The organism is Dickeya oryzae, from assembly GCF_009372235.1.
Classification (GTDB): Bacteria; Pseudomonadota; Gammaproteobacteria; order Enterobacterales; family Enterobacteriaceae; genus Dickeya; species Dickeya oryzae.
The window spans coordinates 47710-64406 of sequence record NZ_SULL01000016.1 but is presented as its reverse complement, the minus strand read 5'-3'; the positions used below and the strand labels follow the sequence as shown (position 1 = coordinate 64406).

Annotated in this window: 13 protein-coding genes; 5 read left to right on the top strand and 8 right to left on the bottom strand. The window is 55.7% G+C overall.

The window, feature by feature from the left end; all coding sequences use genetic code 11:
- Positions 1 to 6: 6 nt before the first annotated feature.
- From FAZ14_RS17260 to FAZ14_RS17245, 4 genes are all read right to left on the bottom strand, one after another.
- Positions 7 to 978 (bottom strand): dihydrodipicolinate synthase family protein, encoded by a 972-nt coding sequence (locus tag FAZ14_RS17260; RefSeq protein WP_016942748.1) that lies wholly within the window; start codon positions 976 to 978, stop codon positions 7 to 9.
- Positions 979 to 982: 4 nt separating this feature from the next.
- Positions 983 to 2635, bottom strand: a complete 1653-nt coding sequence (locus tag FAZ14_RS17255) for a signal transduction protein (protein WP_153508935.1) — start codon at positions 2633 to 2635, stop codon at positions 983 to 985.
- Between the two features lie 50 nt (positions 2636 to 2685).
- Complete coding sequence (locus FAZ14_RS17250; RefSeq protein WP_153508934.1) at positions 2686 to 4272, bottom strand: FGGY-family carbohydrate kinase; 1587 nt, start codon at positions 4270 to 4272, stop codon at positions 2686 to 2688.
- Positions 4273 to 4512: 240 nt separating this feature from the next.
- Positions 4513 to 5796 (bottom strand): YidR family protein, encoded by a 1284-nt coding sequence (locus tag FAZ14_RS17245; protein WP_016942745.1) that lies wholly within the window; start codon positions 5794 to 5796, stop codon positions 4513 to 4515.
- Positions 5797 to 6033: 237 nt separating this feature from the next.
- On the opposite strand from FAZ14_RS17245, the gene bhsA reads away from it, so the two are divergent.
- Entirely contained in the window at positions 6034 to 6294 is a 261-nt protein-coding gene (bhsA, locus tag FAZ14_RS17240; RefSeq protein ID WP_016942744.1) for a multiple stress resistance protein BhsA, read from the top strand.
- A 99-nt stretch (positions 6295 to 6393) separates the two neighbouring features.
- Here the strand turns inward: bhsA and FAZ14_RS17235 are convergent, their stop codons facing one another.
- Complete coding sequence (locus tag FAZ14_RS17235) at positions 6394 to 7089, bottom strand: FadR/GntR family transcriptional regulator (RefSeq protein WP_016942743.1); 696 nt, start codon at positions 7087 to 7089, stop codon at positions 6394 to 6396.
- 550 nt (positions 7090 to 7639) lie between these two features.
- Between FAZ14_RS17235 and uxuA the strand changes: the two genes are divergently transcribed.
- On the top strand, positions 7640 to 8824 hold the full coding sequence (gene uxuA / locus FAZ14_RS17230) for a mannonate dehydratase (RefSeq protein ID WP_153508933.1): 1185 nt from the start codon (positions 7640 to 7642) through the stop codon (positions 8822 to 8824).
- Positions 8825 to 8864: 40 nt separating this feature from the next.
- On the opposite strand, the gene yidA is transcribed toward uxuA, so the two are convergent.
- Entirely contained in the window at positions 8865 to 9680 is an 816-nt protein-coding gene (gene yidA, locus FAZ14_RS17225) for a sugar-phosphatase (RefSeq protein ID WP_038906056.1), read from the bottom strand.
- 222 nt (positions 9681 to 9902) lie between these two features.
- Here yidA and FAZ14_RS17220 point away from each other — a divergent pair, with 222 nt between their 5' ends.
- The gene (locus FAZ14_RS17220; protein ID WP_153508932.1) at positions 9903 to 11930 is read left to right on the top strand and encodes a methyl-accepting chemotaxis protein; all 2028 of its coding nucleotides are present in this window, start codon (positions 9903 to 9905) and stop codon (positions 11928 to 11930) included.
- A 152-nt stretch (positions 11931 to 12082) separates the two neighbouring features.
- On the opposite strand, the gene uspA is transcribed toward FAZ14_RS17220, so the two are convergent.
- Positions 12083 to 12517, bottom strand: coding sequence for a universal stress protein UspA (uspA, locus tag FAZ14_RS17215; RefSeq protein ID WP_012886684.1), 435 nt, complete (start codon positions 12515 to 12517; stop codon positions 12083 to 12085).
- 643 nt (positions 12518 to 13160) lie between these two features.
- On the opposite strand from uspA, the gene uspB reads away from it, so the two are divergent.
- Entirely contained in the window at positions 13161 to 13496 is a 336-nt protein-coding gene (uspB, locus tag FAZ14_RS17210) for a universal stress protein UspB (RefSeq protein ID WP_029456503.1), read from the top strand.
- 164 nt (positions 13497 to 13660) lie between these two features.
- Here the strand turns inward: uspB and pitA are convergent, their stop codons facing one another.
- The gene (gene pitA, locus FAZ14_RS17205) at positions 13661 to 15169 is read right to left on the bottom strand and encodes an inorganic phosphate transporter PitA (protein ID WP_016942738.1); all 1509 of its coding nucleotides are present in this window, start codon (positions 15167 to 15169) and stop codon (positions 13661 to 13663) included.
- 298 nt (positions 15170 to 15467) lie between these two features.
- On the opposite strand from pitA, the gene FAZ14_RS17200 reads away from it, so the two are divergent.
- Entirely contained in the window at positions 15468 to 16652 is a 1185-nt protein-coding gene (locus FAZ14_RS17200) for a BaiN/RdsA family NAD(P)/FAD-dependent oxidoreductase (RefSeq protein WP_153508931.1), read from the top strand.
- The last annotated feature ends 45 nt before the right edge of the window (positions 16653 to 16697 follow it).

Here is a 16697-nt window from a genome sequence, read left to right as displayed (position 1 = left end):
CTTGCGTTAACGTGGCGATACCGGGAGCCCAGCCGCCAGCGTATTGCCCAGCCGGAGCATGCTCTCGATAGCCTGTGGGAAAAAACTCTCGTCGTAAGCCGCGCTGTTGCGTACCCGGCAAACGTGGGTCGAGAACGTACCACATTGTTGCTGATAGAACTTGGCGCAGGCCGGATAATCGAGAAATTCCACCAACGCCGCCGTACCGAGGTAGTCCGCCAAATGCGCCGCTGCCTCCGGGTGATCCCGCCAGTGCTCGAACAGCCACACGTACAGCTGCGGATGGAAGTTAGCCATCACACCGCTATAGGCCTGACACCCCGCCTGTAACGAGGGCAGCAGTGTCTGGCTATTGGCATTCGCCAGATGCAGGCGGGAACCCTGCGCCAGTTGCAACCGCCGACGAATCGTTGGTAAATCGCAACAGGTGTCTTTGATAAAGGTGTAGCGCTCGCTGCGCGCACACCAGGCGACGGTCTCGTCAGACAGCAACCGCTTGTAAGGATAAGGACACTCGTAAATCCCCAGATCCACCTGCACGGGCAGTTGCGCCGTCAGCGCCTGCAACCGGGCCAACGCCAGTTCATCCGACTCACCGGCCAGCGCCAGCCGGTTACTGATGAGGATCACGCCGTCAACGCCGGTTTCCGCCACGCCGTTGAGTTGATCCACCTGCTGACTGAAGGCGCTGGCGGTGTGGCCTGACGCCACGACCGGTACCCGACCATCCACCTGCGCGACAATAAAGCGCACCAGCTCGCGGGTTTCGGCGTCGCTTAAGAAAAACATCTCGCTGGACTGGCAGGCGGCAAACAGACCGTGTACACCCGCCTGCAGATACCACTCCACCAAGCGCGCCAGCGACGCGTAGTCGATTTCGCCACGTGCATCGAACGGGGTGAGCATCACCGGCCAGATGCCGGTGTACTTGTTTTGATCACTGTTTTGATCACTGATCGAAGGATTGTCGTGGGTCATGATGTTACTCCGCCAGCAGTGAATGAGCGTCGCCCGCTACCCATACCTGGATATGCTGCGTCAGCGCCTGGGCAACAAAGGCTTTCAGTACGTCGGCGAGTTTATCGTCGTCCACATACGCCACCGTCAAATGGTTACTCTGGTGACCCGCCATCAGGTCATCGCGGGTCACACCGTCGAGCACCGCGTTGAGCAGCGGCCACTCGTAGTTGGTTGCACGGCGACGGCGCTCGAACTCGTCCGCAGGCAGCTCCACCGCGGTACCGGTACCAATATGCATGACAACCTGCGTTCCTTCGTAGTGCGCCCTCGCCCAGACAAAACGCCCCGCTTTACCCTGTCCGGCAATCGTGGAGCCGCCATACGGGAAGAACATCGGCGGTTGACGATAGCCGGTAGCCCCCGCAATACCACCTTTAAGATGGGCGAACGGCACCGCACCAGAGATTTCCAAATCCCAGTAGAAAACGCCCTGATACTCACTGCCCCAGCGAATATCGTGCAGCGTGGTTTCTGCCGGTAATCCCAGTCCGTGCAACAGGTGCCACAACATGACCTGCGGAATGGCGCTGCCCATGTCCACTTCATTGATGCAGGGGATGGCGACATCAGGACGAATCGGTACGCCCTGCTCATCCGGCAGCGGGAAACGCTCCGCATTGCCGATCGCGCCTTCGGCGAAATCGGACGCGGCGCAGCTGTCCTTCAGCCCTTGCTGATACTGCACCCCAACCGCCGACAACCCGAAACGCTGTACGAAACGCGCCATCGCGATCATCATCGCGCACTGCTCCAGTACCTGTTCGCGTATCAATTGGCGGCTGGCATCATCGCCGAACTCAAAACGCATACCACGCTGCTCATACCACGCCAGACAGCTTTCCCGCAGGCTATGGGGCACTTTCGCCATTTCCACCAGCAACGCCGACTGGGACAACGACTCGATCGGCATACCGGTCTGGATCATCGCCTGTTGCGGGAATACACCGTTGATCATCCCCATACAGAAGCTATCGAACAGCCCGATAATCGCCTTGTGACGCAAAATGTAGTCGCCGACCTGGCGGCCAATCTGTCCGGCAGTGGTCGCCAGCACCGGGTGAGACGCGGCCACCGGACGCAGGTAGCCGGTCTTGTGACTGACTGCGCCGTCACGCAGCCAGGTCGCCAACCCCTGATGGAACGCCTCATCATCAAAGGTTTCTGACCATAAACGGGAATAACTGCGCCCCAGGCTGGTCAGACAGCCCGCCATACACAACATCCCCACCAGCCCCGGCCAGGTGCCGTCAAAGTTGGCCAGCAACAGCACCGGACCACGGTGATGCACCAGCGACGGGGCGATATGGTGGGAATACTGCCAGGCGGTCAGCAGCACAATCACTGGCACATCCGGGTCGAGTGCGGCGAAAACATCACTGCCTTCCCGCTGAGAGCTGATAAAACCATGCCCGCGTGCGGTGTCTACTGCATGGGCGCGCGTCATGCGGTACCCAAGGTGTTCCAGCGCGCTCTGCAGGCGGCTTTCGAACTGTTGTTGGGTCGGCCAGCAGGTCAGGTTGGCGGATTCACGCAAGTCCGCATTGGTAACCAGCAAGACCTCACGTTCGCCGACGGAAAGCGAGCGGGGTGAGACGGGAAGATTCAGTGTCAACATAATGTACTCCTGGTGTCCTCTCCGGACGGTACCGGAAGAAAATTCGGCTATCAGTGACGGCGCATCTGTTGCTGTGCGGCCTGCTGGTAGTCATACATCTGCAAATAAATCTGATATTTATCGTCGTGAAACGGTTGATGGCCTCGATCGGCGCGGATTAGCACACCGGGGCGCACCAGCGACTGTGCCGCTTGTGGTAACGAGGAATACGCGCCGCACGCCACCGCTCCCAATAACGCCGCCCCCAGCGTGACCGCATCCTCCTCACTCGCCAGTTGAATGTCGCACCCTGTAATGGCGGCGTATTCCCGCAGCCACAGCGGGTTTTTAGTCGCCCCGCCGCACATCACCAGCCGGGTAATACGATGACCGGCCTGATTCAACGTCTCGATAATGTGCCGGGTGCCGTAGGCGATAGCCTGTAACGTCGCCAGATAAAGCCGGGCCAGCGCGTCCGGGCCTTGCTCCAGCGTCAGCCCCATCACCATGCCGCGCGTATCCGGGTTCGCCCGTGGCGAGCGATTACCGTGGTGATCCGCCAGCACATGCAGGTGACGGGTCGGTAACGGCTCGCGCTGTTCCAGTGATGCCACCCATTCATTCAATAAGGCATACGGGCTACGCTGCTGTTGTTCAGCCTGCGCGAGCAGTGTCGGCCACTGGGCATGCTGATGTAAGGTCCACTCCACCAGCGCCCCTGCCGCGCTCTGCCCACCTTCGTTGAGCCACCATTGCGGCAGCATTGCTCCCCAGTACGGCCCCCATACGCCGGGCACCTCGACCGGCTGACGACTGACCAGCATATGGCAGTTAGACGTCCCGCTGATGATGGCCAGACTCCCCTGCGGTTCACTGCCCACCAATGCCAGCCCACCGGCGTGCGCGTCGATGATGCCACCGGCGACCACCACGTTTTCCGGCAATCCCCAGTCGCGCGCGACGTCAGCCGCCAGCGTTCCGGCTGCCTCACCCAGTTGTAGGATGCGTGGCGGGATTTTCTGCACTACATCGCCCAACCCGACGGCCTGCAACAGACCATCGCTAAAGCGATTTTCATGCGCCAGATAGTTCCACTTACACGTCAGGGTGCAGACACTGGCCACATCCGCACCAGTCGCGCGCCATACCAGATAGTCCGCCAAATCGAAAAAACGCCATGTTTGTTGGTAACGTGCGGGGAAATGGCGCTTCAACCACAGGATTTTGGGCAGTTCCATCTCGATACTGACTTCACCACCCACATAGCGCAGCGCCTCGTCACCAGTGGTATTGATATCAGCGGTTTCGGTTGCAGCACGGTGATCCATCCACATGATGATGTCCCGCTGCGGGTCATTCTGCTCCGCTACCGATACCGGCTGCCCTTGCTGACCCACCGCCACCAGCGAGCAGGTGGCGTCGATACCAATGGCACGGACCTGCGAAGGTGCAACCGCCGCCACACTGAGCGCTTCACGCACACAGGTACCCACCGCTTGCCAGATATCCGCCGACGATTGCTCCACCACATGCGTGCGGGGATGAAACTGTTCAATAGGCCGCACCGCAAACGCCAGACGCTGGCCATTGCCGTCAAATACCCCAGCCCTGACGCTGGCTGACCCGACATCCACACCGATAAAGCAATCGTTTTTCATGCTGAAATCTCTTTGCTAAGTCGAGTTAGCAATTTATTTTAAGCATGGAGAAGATGACAATGATTTTTGTTGCGAACTGTGAGGCAGATCGGTGAATAAAAAATAATCGCTTGAAAGAAAACAGTTTTATCAGGCAAGTAAAATTGCCTCGCGATGAACACCGCAGAGAAGGTGCTGACGCGGCGTCAGCACTGGGCGGCGCAGACATCCGGTACGCGCCGCCTGAGGGAAAACCGGTGGTTAACGGGCGACTGTCACCACAAAAATCTGGCTGAAACCGTCAATGTCCCGCAGGTAGGCAAGGCGATCGCCATTGGGTGAAAACACTACCGCATCCCCTATAGGCGGCGTTTCACTGCGCGCCGTCTGGCGAATCAACCGACCGGTGGCGACCTCACACAGCATCACGCTGTTGTCGGCAATAAACGCCAGAGAGTCACCGTCCGGATGCCAGCTGAATGCTGACTGTATCGGCCAGTCGCTGTGCGTGACCTGACGCGGCTCACCGCCGTTCGGCGATACCGTCCACAGTTGCACAATGCCACGACAGTCTTTCATCAAAAACGCGATTTGGCTGCCGTCCGGCGAGCTGCGTAACCAGTGGCGCGGTTGATTCACCACACCGGGGTAAGCCCTGTCAGCAGTAAAGGTGAGTCGGCGCTGGTACACACCGGCTGGCGGCGCAGGCAAGGTGTCATCCGTACCACCCAGTGGGCGTTCGCCGGGGCGGGCGTAGTCGTCCAGTTTTTCTGGTAAATCAACAATAAACACGTCAGGCACTTTTTCGCCACGCGCCGATAGCGTATCGCCGATAAACGCCAGCGCCCAGCGCTGGTGGCTACCGTCCAGACGGACATAACCGGTATTGCCGACCCAACCTTCTTCGTAAGCGCGGTTAATCTCATCGCTACCGGGACGCGGCTGCGGTGTGGTTTGACTCACCAGCACACAGTAATGGCTACCGTCGTGCTCACGCGGATGACGATGTGGCGCGTCAACCCGGTGCAACGGCACCGCTACGCCGACGTTGCGCAAGTCCAACGCCGGGTCACGCTCATGCAACACATGGTCGTTGTAGGTAAAGCTCAGGCGAGTACCGTCCGGGCTGAACACATGCACATGAGAACCGCCGCGCAGTGCGCCAGCCAGATAGGGTGCCGTCAGGACACAGGCATCCAGCGTCGTGGCCTGCTGGCGATCGTCATCGGCTATCATCACGCCACGGCGATGGTGAAAATCATACTGCCAGAGCGCATCGGGATTTTCCGGACCGTGGATAAACACGTAGCGTTGCGGCGGCACCGGGCTGCCGGTCGCGACACCCACATGTGCACCTTGCCCGGCACGATAAAGCACCTCGCACTCGCGGGTTTCCACATTGACGCGCTCAATCGTCGAACCGGTAAACGAAGACCCATGCGGCCGGACATCATAAATCAGCCAGTTTCCATCACATGACCAAATACTGATGTTGGTCAGCTGATGTGAAAATGCCCCACATGTTATCTGCCTGTCTTCATTCATCACAGATTCCCCGCTTTGATAAATTAACTTGGCATATCATAAGAAACCACGCAATGAATGACAAAAACAATGAAAAATCAGCGGTTTGTTTACAATACCTGACTGTATTGTTGGTCAAAAAAGTAGAAAGATAGCGTCAACAACCTCCGTTTTCCACGAAGGCTAACAGGGCGTAACCTCTGCGTTATATCGAAAGCGCAAACGCCTTTACCAAGATGACCGAAAAAGGAAAGAGACATGAAAAACATCAAAACCATCGCTATCGCCGCCGCCCTTGCCACAGTATCTTTTGGTTCTTTCGCGGCCGCTCATAGCGTCAGCTATGCACAGGCTCAACAGCTGGAAAAAATCGGTGCCGTGTCCGCCACCGCCAATGACGTGACCTCGCTGCAAAACAAACTGGCACACAAAGCCAGCGCAGCTGGCGCTTCCGCGTATACCATTACCTACGCTGGCGGCGAAGATACCCTGCACGGCAATGCGACTATCTACAAATAATCCTTGCCCACGAATTCATCATTATCCCTCAGCCCCGGTGCCTGTGTCCCCCCGGGGTTTTTTATTTTCAACGCCATACACACCGGCTTCATTCAACGCTTACTTATCACCGCTGAAGAGATGATCGTACACATGCTGGAGATGACGCTCCATGCTGGCACGCGCCCGGGCCGGGTCGTGCGCAATGATAGCGTCGGCAATATCGGCGTGATCCTGATTCATGGTGCGAGGGAAATCGGAGTCGGCATAGAGCGTTTCCAGCCGAACAAATCGGCTGCTCTGGCGCTTGTTCCACAGGTATTCCATCATGTCCTGCAACACCTCATTGCCAGACATTTCGCTCACCAACAGGTGGAAGCGCTTATCTTCATGCAGAAACTGCGCGTCATTAATGTGCAGGCGAGACAAATCGCGGGTGATTTCCTGTAGCGCGGCACGCTGTTCGTCGGTGGCATGTACCGCCGCCAGTTCCGCCATCATCGCCTCGTAGACCTGACGGGCCTGAATAAACGCCCGCAGGCTGAACTCGTCTTCTGGCAACACAACGGACGGCGCTTCCGGCAGCGGATCGTTAACGTAAACGCCATTGCCGGTACGGATTTCTACCCAACCGGTAATCTCCAGCGCAATCAACGCCTCACGGATGGACGATCGGCTCACCCCCAGTTGTTTCGCCAGCTCACGCTCCGAAGGCAACAATTGCCCGGCCGCAAACTGACCATTTCTGATGCAGTTAATCAGCAGTGTGGAAATCTGTCGATACAACCGCTCAACTTTCAGTGTGGGTAATACCATATCCCCTCCAGATCCCCCGTCCGTCGTGTCCTGTAAACCGATGTGATGCCAACATGTTATGCCAACAATAGCCCGCAGCTTACCATAGCCGTCAAAACGTCAGAAAATTAAATGCCCCGGTCTGGCGCTTGCGCGTCATTGCACCGTCTGCCTGATGTTTACGTGATCTAAATCACAGAAATATCACTACAGGTGGTGAATAGTGAGCTGGTCAGGCGGTCAGGCCACCAGACCGACCATCTAATATTCACTATTTCCCAATCTATACCCAAAATAATTCGAGTTGCAGGACAACACGCTCGCGTGTTGAACAACGTAGTACGTTGGCCCGACAGGGCAAGGCTCGCCAAGAGCCTTGTAACGCGGCGACGCAGCGAATCCCCAGGAGCTTACATCAGTAAGTGACTGGGGTGAGTGACAAATCGGCACTCGCCGATTTGAACGCTGCTTGCTGCGGCCCGTAGGGCGAGGCCCATTGATGGGCCGAGTAAGAAAGCCAACGCATCTGCAACTTGAAGTATGCCGGGTATATAGCTTAAGGAGCTACATTATGGAACACACCTGGCGCTGGTACGGCCCCAACGATCCGGTGTCGCTGGATGATGCCCGCCAGGCGGGCGCGACCGGTATTGTCACCGCCCTGCACCACATCCCCAATGGGGAAGTGTGGAGCATTGAAGAGATTAAGCAACGTCAGGCGTTGCTGGCGGAAAAAGGGCTGACCTGGTCAGTGGTGGAAAGCGTGCCGGTGCACGAATCCATCAAAACCCAGACCGGCGACTACCGGCGTTATATCGCCAATTACCAGCAGTCGCTGCGCAATCTGGGTGCCTGCGGTATCGATACCGTGTGCTACAACTTCATGCCGGTGCTGGACTGGACCCGTACCGATCTGGAATACCCGCTGCCGGACGGCTCCCGGGCGCTGCGTTTTGATCACACCGCTTTCGCGGCGTTTGAGCTGCACTTGCTAAAACGTGACGGTGCCGCTGCCGACTATACCGATGAAGAACAACGTCAGGCTGCCGCGTATTTCGCCGCCATGACCGACGCTGACAAAGACAAGCTGACCCGCAATATTATCGCCGGTCTGCCGGGTGCTGAAGAAGGCTATACGCTGGAGCAGTTCCGTGCCCAACTGGCGCAGTACGACGGTATCGATAAAGCGAAACTGCGTGAGCACATGGCGGAATTCCTGCGGGCAATCGTGCCCGTGGCGGAAGAAGCCGGTATCGTGCTGGCGGTACACCCGGACGATCCACCGCGTCCGATTCTCGGCCTGCCCCGCATCGTCTCCACCATTGAGGACATGCAGTGGCTGAAAGAGACCGTGGACAGCATCCATAATGGCTTTACCATGTGTACCGGGTCTTACGGTGTGCGGGCAGACAACGATCTGGTGAAAATGATCGAAACCTTCGCTGATCGCATCCATTTCACCCATTTACGTGCTACCTGCCGTGAAGACAACCCGAAAAGTTTCCACGAAGCAGCCCACCTGAATGGTGACGTGGACATGGTGAAGGTGGTGAAAGCAATTCTGGCGGAAGAATACCATCGCCGTCAGCAGGGCAACACCCGCTCTATCCCGATGCGCCCCGACCACGGCCACCAGATGCTGGATGACCTGAAGAAGAAAACCAACCCCGGTTACTCTGCCATTGGGCGGCTGAAAGGGCTGGCGGAAGTGCGCGGCGTCGAGCTAGCCATCAAGCAGACGTTCTTTAACGACTGATCCGCACACTCCTGAACGTTTGGCCCGCCTGCGCCGGGGGTCAAACGTTCAACACAAACTTCTCAATCGCGTAAGCCACGCCATCTTCACGATTAGAGCGGGTAACGAACTGGCTCACCGCTTTGACGCTATCAATCGCATTGCCCATCGCTACACCCAGACCAGCAAACTCGATCATCGCCAAATCGTTTTCCTGATCGCCCAACGCCATCACTTCATCACGCTCCAGGCCGAGGTGCTGCGCCAGCATTTTGACCCCTTCGCCTTTATTCACGCGCTTATCCAGAATCTCCAGATAGAACGCCGCGCTTTTCATGATGGTATAACGTGCGAAATCCTGCGGTGGAATACGGGCGATAGCGGCATCCAGCACCTCTGGCTCATCGATCATCATCACTTTTGGAAAACGCAGGTTGCGGTCCATTTCCTCTACCGCACGGTATTTCAGTGGCATGCTGGTCAGGTGAGACTCATGCACGGTGTAGGCGCTAATGTCTTTGTTGGCGGTATAGACATAATTGAAATCAAGCGCGTGGAAATGCACCCCCAGCTCGCGTGACAGCGCTTCAAAATAGAGATAATCCTCAAAGCTCAACGTCGTTTGTGCCACGCACTCACCCGTCAATGTGCTCTGCACTAACGCGCCATTGTTGGTGATGCAGTAATGTCCGTCCTGCTGCAACGCCAGTTGTTGCAAATAGCGCTCGATACCAATGAACGGGCGTCCGGTCGCCAGCGCTACATACACACCCTTTTCACGGGCAGCCGTAATCGCTTGTTTTACCGCAGGCGAAATATGGTTTTCCGGCGTCAGCAACGTGCCGTCCATATCAATCGCAATCAGTTTTATCGCCATGAATAATCCCCAATAATCAACCTCATTGCCCGCATGCTAACGCGATTTAACCGGACGAAGCCAGAAAATCCACTGACGTGTCATCATTGTGCGATTAAAGAAACGCACACTATGGTCGATGCTAATTCTGAATACAGAAAAAATAATCTCCGTATCCAGTTGTATTCATTCCCGCTGTTATTTATTTAATTCATTAATGACGCTATACAGTGGAGTACTGCTATGCCTAACCCGTTGGTTTCCTATGCTTCCTCTGCGGTTTCTTCGGTCAGTACTATTGATATGCTGAAAAGAAATGATGCGCTGACAAGAAAAAAATCCCTTTCTACCCGAGCGCTGGTGCTTGTCACCACTGTCATCATCATTACCGCAGGATTTGCCATCACTATTGGTTTTTTGCTGTGGCAGTCAGGCCAACAACAAAAAACCAGTGTCCAGCAAGTGCTGGAACAAACTGCAACGGCCAGCACCTATTCAGTACAGAATCGCATTGATGTGGCATTGTTTGCCGCACGAAATCTGGTGCAAAGCGTTGTCAGCCTACGTGAGTCCGGCTCGACAGACCGCGCTACAGCGGAACAAATGCTGAAAAACGCACTCAAAAATCACCCTGAACTACTGTCTATGTCGCTAGCGTTTGAGCCAAATGCCTTTGACGGAAAAGATGCACAATACGCCAGCCAACCAGATCAAGACCCGAAAGGCCGGTTTGTTCGCTATGTGGACCGCGATAACGCCGGTCAGGTGGCGCTGCACAACCTGACCGATTACGAAACCCCCGGCAGCGGTGATTACTACCTGTTGCCGCGAAAGCTGCAAAAGGAAGTGATCCTGGAGCCTTACAGCTACCCCTATAACGGGGTTGATGTTTTGCTCACGTCCATTGCAGTACCTATCATGATTGACGGTAAGTTTTACGGTTCGGTCACTGCGGACTTCTCGCTGGCCACACTGCAAAAAATGGTCAACGACATTAAGCCGTTTGGCGGTGCCGGTTACGCCATGATGTTTTCATCCAATGGAAACTATATCGCCCACCCGGACGCCAGTCGCATTACCAAAAAACTGGAAGGCGACCCGAAACTGCTGGAGAGCATCCAGTCAGGAACCCCGTTTGTTTCCAACCGCATGAGTTCCTTCACCCAGAAAGAGATGATGAATGCCTACCTGCCGATTACTATCGGCAATACCGGCACGCCGTGGATGTTGGGCGTCACGGTACCCGAGCAGGTGGTCATGGCGGAATCCGTACGGTTACGCTACATCGGCGCGTTCATGACGCTATTGAGTATTCTGGTCGTCTCCGGGGTGATTAGCGTTATCTTCACCCGCAAGGTGTTGCGCCCTATAGGCGGTGAGCCGACGGAGGCCGCGCGAATCGCCCTGGCGGTGGCACAAGGTGACCTGACATTCCACATTCCGGTGCAACCTAAAGACACCAGCAGCATCTTCTATGCGATGTCGGAAATGCAGCAGCAGTTACGCAATATTGTGGAGCAACTGATGTCCACCAGCGAATCCGTCAGCCACGGTGCCGCAGAAATTTCAGCCGGTAACGTCGACCTGGCTTCCCGCACCGAACAGCAGGCCGCGGCGCTGGAAGAGACCGCCGCCAGCATGGAGCAAATCACCGCCACCGTGAAGCAAAACGCCGATAACGCCCACAGCGCTACCCGGCTGACACAAAACGCGGCGCACATTGCCCAGCGCGGTGATGAGATAGTCGGTCAGGTGGTAAGCGTGATGGGTAGCATTGACGACAGTTCGAAGAAAATCAGCGAAATTACCACCATCATCAGCAGCATTGCCTTTCAGACCAATATTCTGGCGCTCAATGCGGCGGTGGAAGCCGCCCGCGCTGGCGAACAGGGTCGTGGTTTCGCGGTAGTGGCAGGCGAGGTACGTAGCCTGGCCCAACGCAGCGCGGATGCCGTCAAGGATATCACGGCGCTGATTGGTGAATCTGCCGAACGGGTCGGTCATGGGGTCAGTATGGTGGAGAATGCCGGGAAAACCATGCGGGACATGCTGGCCGCCGTCACCTCGGTCAACGATATCATGAGCGAGATTGTCGCCGCCTCCGATGAACAATCACGCGGCATCAGTCAGGTAACGCAGGCGGTGCATGAAATGGACGGCGTTACCCAACAGAACGCCGCACTGGTACAACAGGCAACGGCGGCCGCGGCCTCTCTGGAAGATCAGGCCCGGCAACTGGCGCAACTGGTGCAGGTGTTCCGTATCCATTAGGCTCAGGATAACGTTTTCATCATCGCCATTGCTCAATACCATTGCCCAATAACAAACCTCCATAACAAATAAGGGCATAGTCATCGCTATGCCCTTATCGTTGGTTTGGTCTATCGTCGTCTATCTGCGCGCATCAGCACCGTTTGTGCTGCTTACACCTCTTCATCACGCAGCGGCACAATCAGCATGTCGATGTGTACCGTATTGATCAACTGACGCGCGGACGACATCAATTTGCTCCAGAAATCCTGATGATGACCACACAACACCAGATCAACATCATACTTGCGAATCGCATCGACCAGCACCTGACCCAGATCACCGCTGCCGCTCAGGGTTTCCGAAATAGGATAACCGGCACCGTCCGCCAGGTCTTTCAGGGCATTCTGGGTTTCCTCGGAAATGCGTTGCTGCATATCGCCCAGATTGACATCAATAAGCCCGGTGTAGAGATCGGAGTAATTCACGTCAACATGGATCAAAGAGACTTTGGCATCATACGGCCGCGCCATGGAGACCGCTTTTTCCACTAACACCTTACTTTCCGGTGACAAGTCAACCGCAATAAGGATGTGTTTGTAAGCCATGATTAAGCTCCTTCCTAATGACTAACTGATGGGTCAGCAGATATTTCTCCTGCCAGTCTGACAACCTATGGCAGTCATGAGCATAACACCCCCTCAATTCCGGGTTATGTTCAACGGATCACAACGCCACACATTTTGTAACGGTTCTGCGACGGCGGATAACCACTTACCCTGAAGTGACCACCCATTTGCGCCGATAACTCTTTATACCCGTCATACTTCACGCTATACCCGTCATGTTTCACGTTGCAGGTGTAGTGGTTCCTGTAACACGAATCATTGAGGTATGCAGGGGGAAGCCTCTCGCCCGTGCGTAAAGTGTAGCTGAAAAAAACAAGGTCTATGGCAGAGAAAACCGCGCCAGATCAAAAGAAGTCATGATGTTTTTAGCTATCAGGAACCTTGCGCAAGGTATGGAAAAAAAGCGTCAGGCTCTTCTACAATGAAACTGGAGAGGGACTTTTCAGGTTCTTTTCCAGACAGGGATATCGAGGTGAAGAAGAATACCTGGGCAACTCGCCATGGTCTGGCAGCCCCATAACATCGCGTGAATAACGTGTGGCATAAATACCCACAGATGTGACGTCAGCAGGACCCGACGCCTACCCGCATCTGGAGGGTCATAATCCGGGAGGGAAGCATGATGATTAGTACATTTGCGCTTTTCTGGGCTTTATGTGTCGTCTGTGTCATCAATATGGCGCGATATTATTCTTCGTTGCGAGTGCTGCTGCTGATTCTGAGAGACTGTGATCCGCTACTGTACCAGTATGTGGACGGAGGCGGTTTTTTCACCTCCCACGGGCAGCCCAGCAAGCAATTACGGCTGGTTCGCTATATCTACGCACAACGTTATCTTGACCATCACGATCCGGAATTCATCCGTCGCTGCGCACGAGTGCGGGGTCAGTTCCTGCTGACCTCGGCCTTATGCGGGCTGGTGGTAGTGAGCCTTATCGGCCTTGTCATGTGGCACTGAGGTGAACGACAACAGCGGTGGCGGACGCCTCAACCGGTCGTGTACCCCTATCAACCCTTAAATAACGCAACACTGAAAGCAGAAAGGCGACCGGGTGGCCGCCTTTCTTATTTGGTGATAACGATGTGATTTAACGATGCGATACCGTGGTGGCATATCGCCCGTCAGATAACCTTCAGCGCCAGCCAGTACAGAACCCCGGACAGCACCATCGACACCGGCAGGGTAAACACCCAGGCCAGCATAATGTTTTTCACCGTTTTCCCCTGCACACCGCCGCCATCGACAATCATGGTTCCCGCCACCGCGGACGAGAGCACGTGAGTGGTGGAAACTGGCATGCCGGTATAACTGGCGATACCGATGGACACCGCCGCCGTTACCTGCGCCGAGACGCCCTGCGCATAGGTCATGCCTTTTTTACCGATCTTCTCACCGATAGTGACCGCCACGCGCTTCCAACCCACCATGGTACCGAGCGACAACGCCAGCGCTACCGCAACAACAATCCACAGCGGAGCGTACTCCACAGTATGGAGCAGGTCACCGCGCAGATTATTAAGCAGACGCCTGTCATCAGCCGAGGTTTCCGGCAGTTTGACGACGCGATCCAGCGTATCGGAAATGCACATCAGCAGGCGACGAGCACGGGCGCGATCGTCTGCGGCCAGATCATCATAACTCTTCACATTATTCAGCAGCGTCAGTGCGCGGTCGACAGCAATCAACGCACGCGAGGTATCGCAGTGAAAATCCGGTTTATTGCCGGTGGAAGGGATCACATTTTCCGGTGCCGGGATGACCGGCTGAGACAAATCAATCACATGAGCCAATGCCGCCTGATGAGACTGATAGTAGGTTTGCAGATTCACCACCGCGTCGCGGGTACGGCTAATGTCATAACCGGAGGCACTCATATTCAGCACAAACCCGGCAGGTGCCACGCCAATCAGCACCAACATGATAAGGCCAATGCCTTTTTGACCGTCGTTAGCGCCGTGAGAGAAACTCACCCCTACCGCAGACAGGATCAGCGCAGTACGGGTCCAGAACGGTGGCTTACGTTTGCCATCTTGTTTTTCACGCTCAACCGGTGTCAGGTGAATCCGCTGGCGCTTCTGATTACCGCTCCAGTAACGACGCAGCAGATACACCATCAACCCGGCGATGATCATGCCGACCACCGGTGATACCAGCAGCGACAGGAAAATACTGACCATTTTGGGAATATTGAGTGCATCCACCACCGAGGTGTGGCTCACCAGCGCGTTGGTTAAACCAATACCGATGATGGCACCAATCAGGGTGTGGGAACTGGAAGCCGGTAAACCAAAGTACCAGGTCCCCAGGTTCCAAATGATCGCCGCCAACAGCATGGAGAACACCATCGCCAGCCCGTGGGTGGAACTGACGTTCAGCAGCAAATCGGTTGGCAGCAGGTGGACGATGGCATACGCCACACTCAGTCCCCCCAGCAATACCCCAAGGAAATTGAAAACACCGGCCATGACAACCGCCAGTTGGGCACGCATCGCACGGGTATAGATAACAGTGGCTACCGCGTTGGCGGTATCGTGAAAGCCGTTGATAGCTTCGTAGAACAGAACAAATAGCAAGGCGAGAACCAGCATCAGACCGGTGTGGAAATCAAGCCCGGCAAATAAATGTAACATAAGTGTTAGGCCATGTAGTGGTCATGAACGCGGCGCATTATCGGTGACAAGCTGAAACGGGAAAAGCAAAATATGACATTATTTTGACTTAAATTACGCTACTTCTACCGGTGATTTTGATTTAGCTAATTAAAATCAATGCATTATTGATTTCACCCCTCTACATATTCTGTTACTGGTAAAGGCACCGTCCCACGGTCACCACTGGCGTCAGGCACCTGCAGGCAGATGACCGACGAAGAGACATCCCCTATAATCGGCCCCCCGGATATCACCGGCGCAAGAGCGGGAGAGTAATGTGGAACAGTTTGACGTCATCATCATTGGTGCGGGAGCAGCCGGGCTATTTTGCGCGGCACAGGCAGGCCAGAGAGGGTTACGTGTGCTGCTGGTGGACAATGGTAAAAAACCGGGCCGCAAAATTCTGATGTCCGGCGGTGGACGCTGCAACTTTACCAATCTGTACGCCGAACCGGCGGCTTACCTGTCGCACAACCCACACTTCTGTAAATCTGCCCTCGCCCGCTATACCCAATGGGATTTCATCAGCCTGGTTAGCCGCCACGGCATCGCGTATCACGAAAAAACGCTCGGCCAGTTGTTCTGCGACGATTCCGCACAGCACATTGTCGATATGCTAATGAAAGAGTGCGATGCCGGTAACGTGACGCTGCGCCTGCGCAGCGAGGTGCTATCGGTAGAAAAAAACGCGCTGTTCCAGGTGAAGCTCAATACCGGTGTGGTCCAGGCACCTGCGCTGGTTATCGCCACCGGCGGGCTGTCGATGCCCGGTCTGGGGGCCACACCATTCGGTTATCAACTGGCGGCACAATTTGGCCTCAACGTGTTGCCGACTCGCGCCGCACTGGTGCCGTTTACCCTGCACAAGCCATTGTTGGAGCAATTACAAACGCTCTCGGGCGTGTCAGTACCGGCGGTGGTCAGCGCCACAAACGGTACCACCTTCCGCGAAAATATCCTGTTTACCCACCGCGGCTTGTCCGGCCCGGCCATTCTGCAACTGTCCAGCTACTGGCAGCCGGGAGAATTTGTCACCATCAATCTGTTGCCCACGCATGATCTGGCGCAATGTCTGAACGCTGAGCGTCAGGCCCACCCGAACCAGAGCCTGAAAAATACGTTGTCGCAATGGCTGCCGAAACGACTGGTGGAATGCCTGCAAGCATTGGGGCAACTACCGGATGTCACCTTAAAGCAGCTCAACAAGTCGCAACAGGCCGAGGTGGAAGCGACGCTACAACAGTGGCGGGTACAGCCTAACGGTACCGAAGGTTATCGCACGGCGGAAGTCACGCTCGGCGGGGTCGATACCCGCGAACTGTCGTCAAAAACGATGGAAGCCAGCAAATGCCCCGGATTGTACTTTATCGGCGAGGTGGTGGACGTCACCGGCTGGCTTGGCGGCTATAACTTCCAGTGGGCCTGGAGCTCCGCCTGGGCCTGTGCGCAGGCATTGGGGTAAATCCCCATCATCACGCCACGCCTCCCTCCATCACTCCGCTTAAAA

What these genes read in the sequence shown, in the direction of transcription:
- FAZ14_RS17260 (WP_016942748.1), bottom strand. Translation starts at nt 978, where the DNA reads ATGACCCACGACAATCCTTCGATCAGTGATCAAAACAGTGATCAAAAC.
- FAZ14_RS17255 (WP_153508935.1), bottom strand. Translation starts at nt 2,635, where the DNA reads ATGTTGACACTGAATCTTCCCGTCTCACCCCGCTCGCTTTCCGTCGGC.
- FAZ14_RS17250 (WP_153508934.1), bottom strand. Translation starts at nt 4,272, where the DNA reads ATGAAAAACGATTGCTTTATCGGTGTGGATGTCGGGTCAGCCAGCGTC.
- FAZ14_RS17245 (WP_016942745.1), bottom strand. Translation starts at nt 5,796, where the DNA reads ATGAATGAAGACAGGCAGATAACATGTGGGGCATTTTCACATCAGCTG.
- bhsA (WP_016942744.1), top strand. Translation starts at nt 6,034, where the DNA reads ATGAAAAACATCAAAACCATCGCTATCGCCGCCGCCCTTGCCACAGTA.
- FAZ14_RS17235 (WP_016942743.1), bottom strand. Translation starts at nt 7,089, where the DNA reads ATGGTATTACCCACACTGAAAGTTGAGCGGTTGTATCGACAGATTTCC.
- uxuA (WP_153508933.1), top strand. Translation starts at nt 7,640, where the DNA reads ATGGAACACACCTGGCGCTGGTACGGCCCCAACGATCCGGTGTCGCTG.
- yidA (WP_038906056.1), bottom strand. Translation starts at nt 9,680, where the DNA reads ATGGCGATAAAACTGATTGCGATTGATATGGACGGCACGTTGCTGACG.
- FAZ14_RS17220 (WP_153508932.1), top strand. Translation starts at nt 9,903, where the DNA reads ATGCCTAACCCGTTGGTTTCCTATGCTTCCTCTGCGGTTTCTTCGGTC.
- uspA (WP_012886684.1), bottom strand. Translation starts at nt 12,517, where the DNA reads ATGGCTTACAAACACATCCTTATTGCGGTTGACTTGTCACCGGAAAGT.
- uspB (WP_029456503.1), top strand. Translation starts at nt 13,161, where the DNA reads ATGATTAGTACATTTGCGCTTTTCTGGGCTTTATGTGTCGTCTGTGTC.
- pitA (WP_016942738.1), bottom strand. Translation starts at nt 15,169, where the DNA reads ATGTTACATTTATTTGCCGGGCTTGATTTCCACACCGGTCTGATGCTG.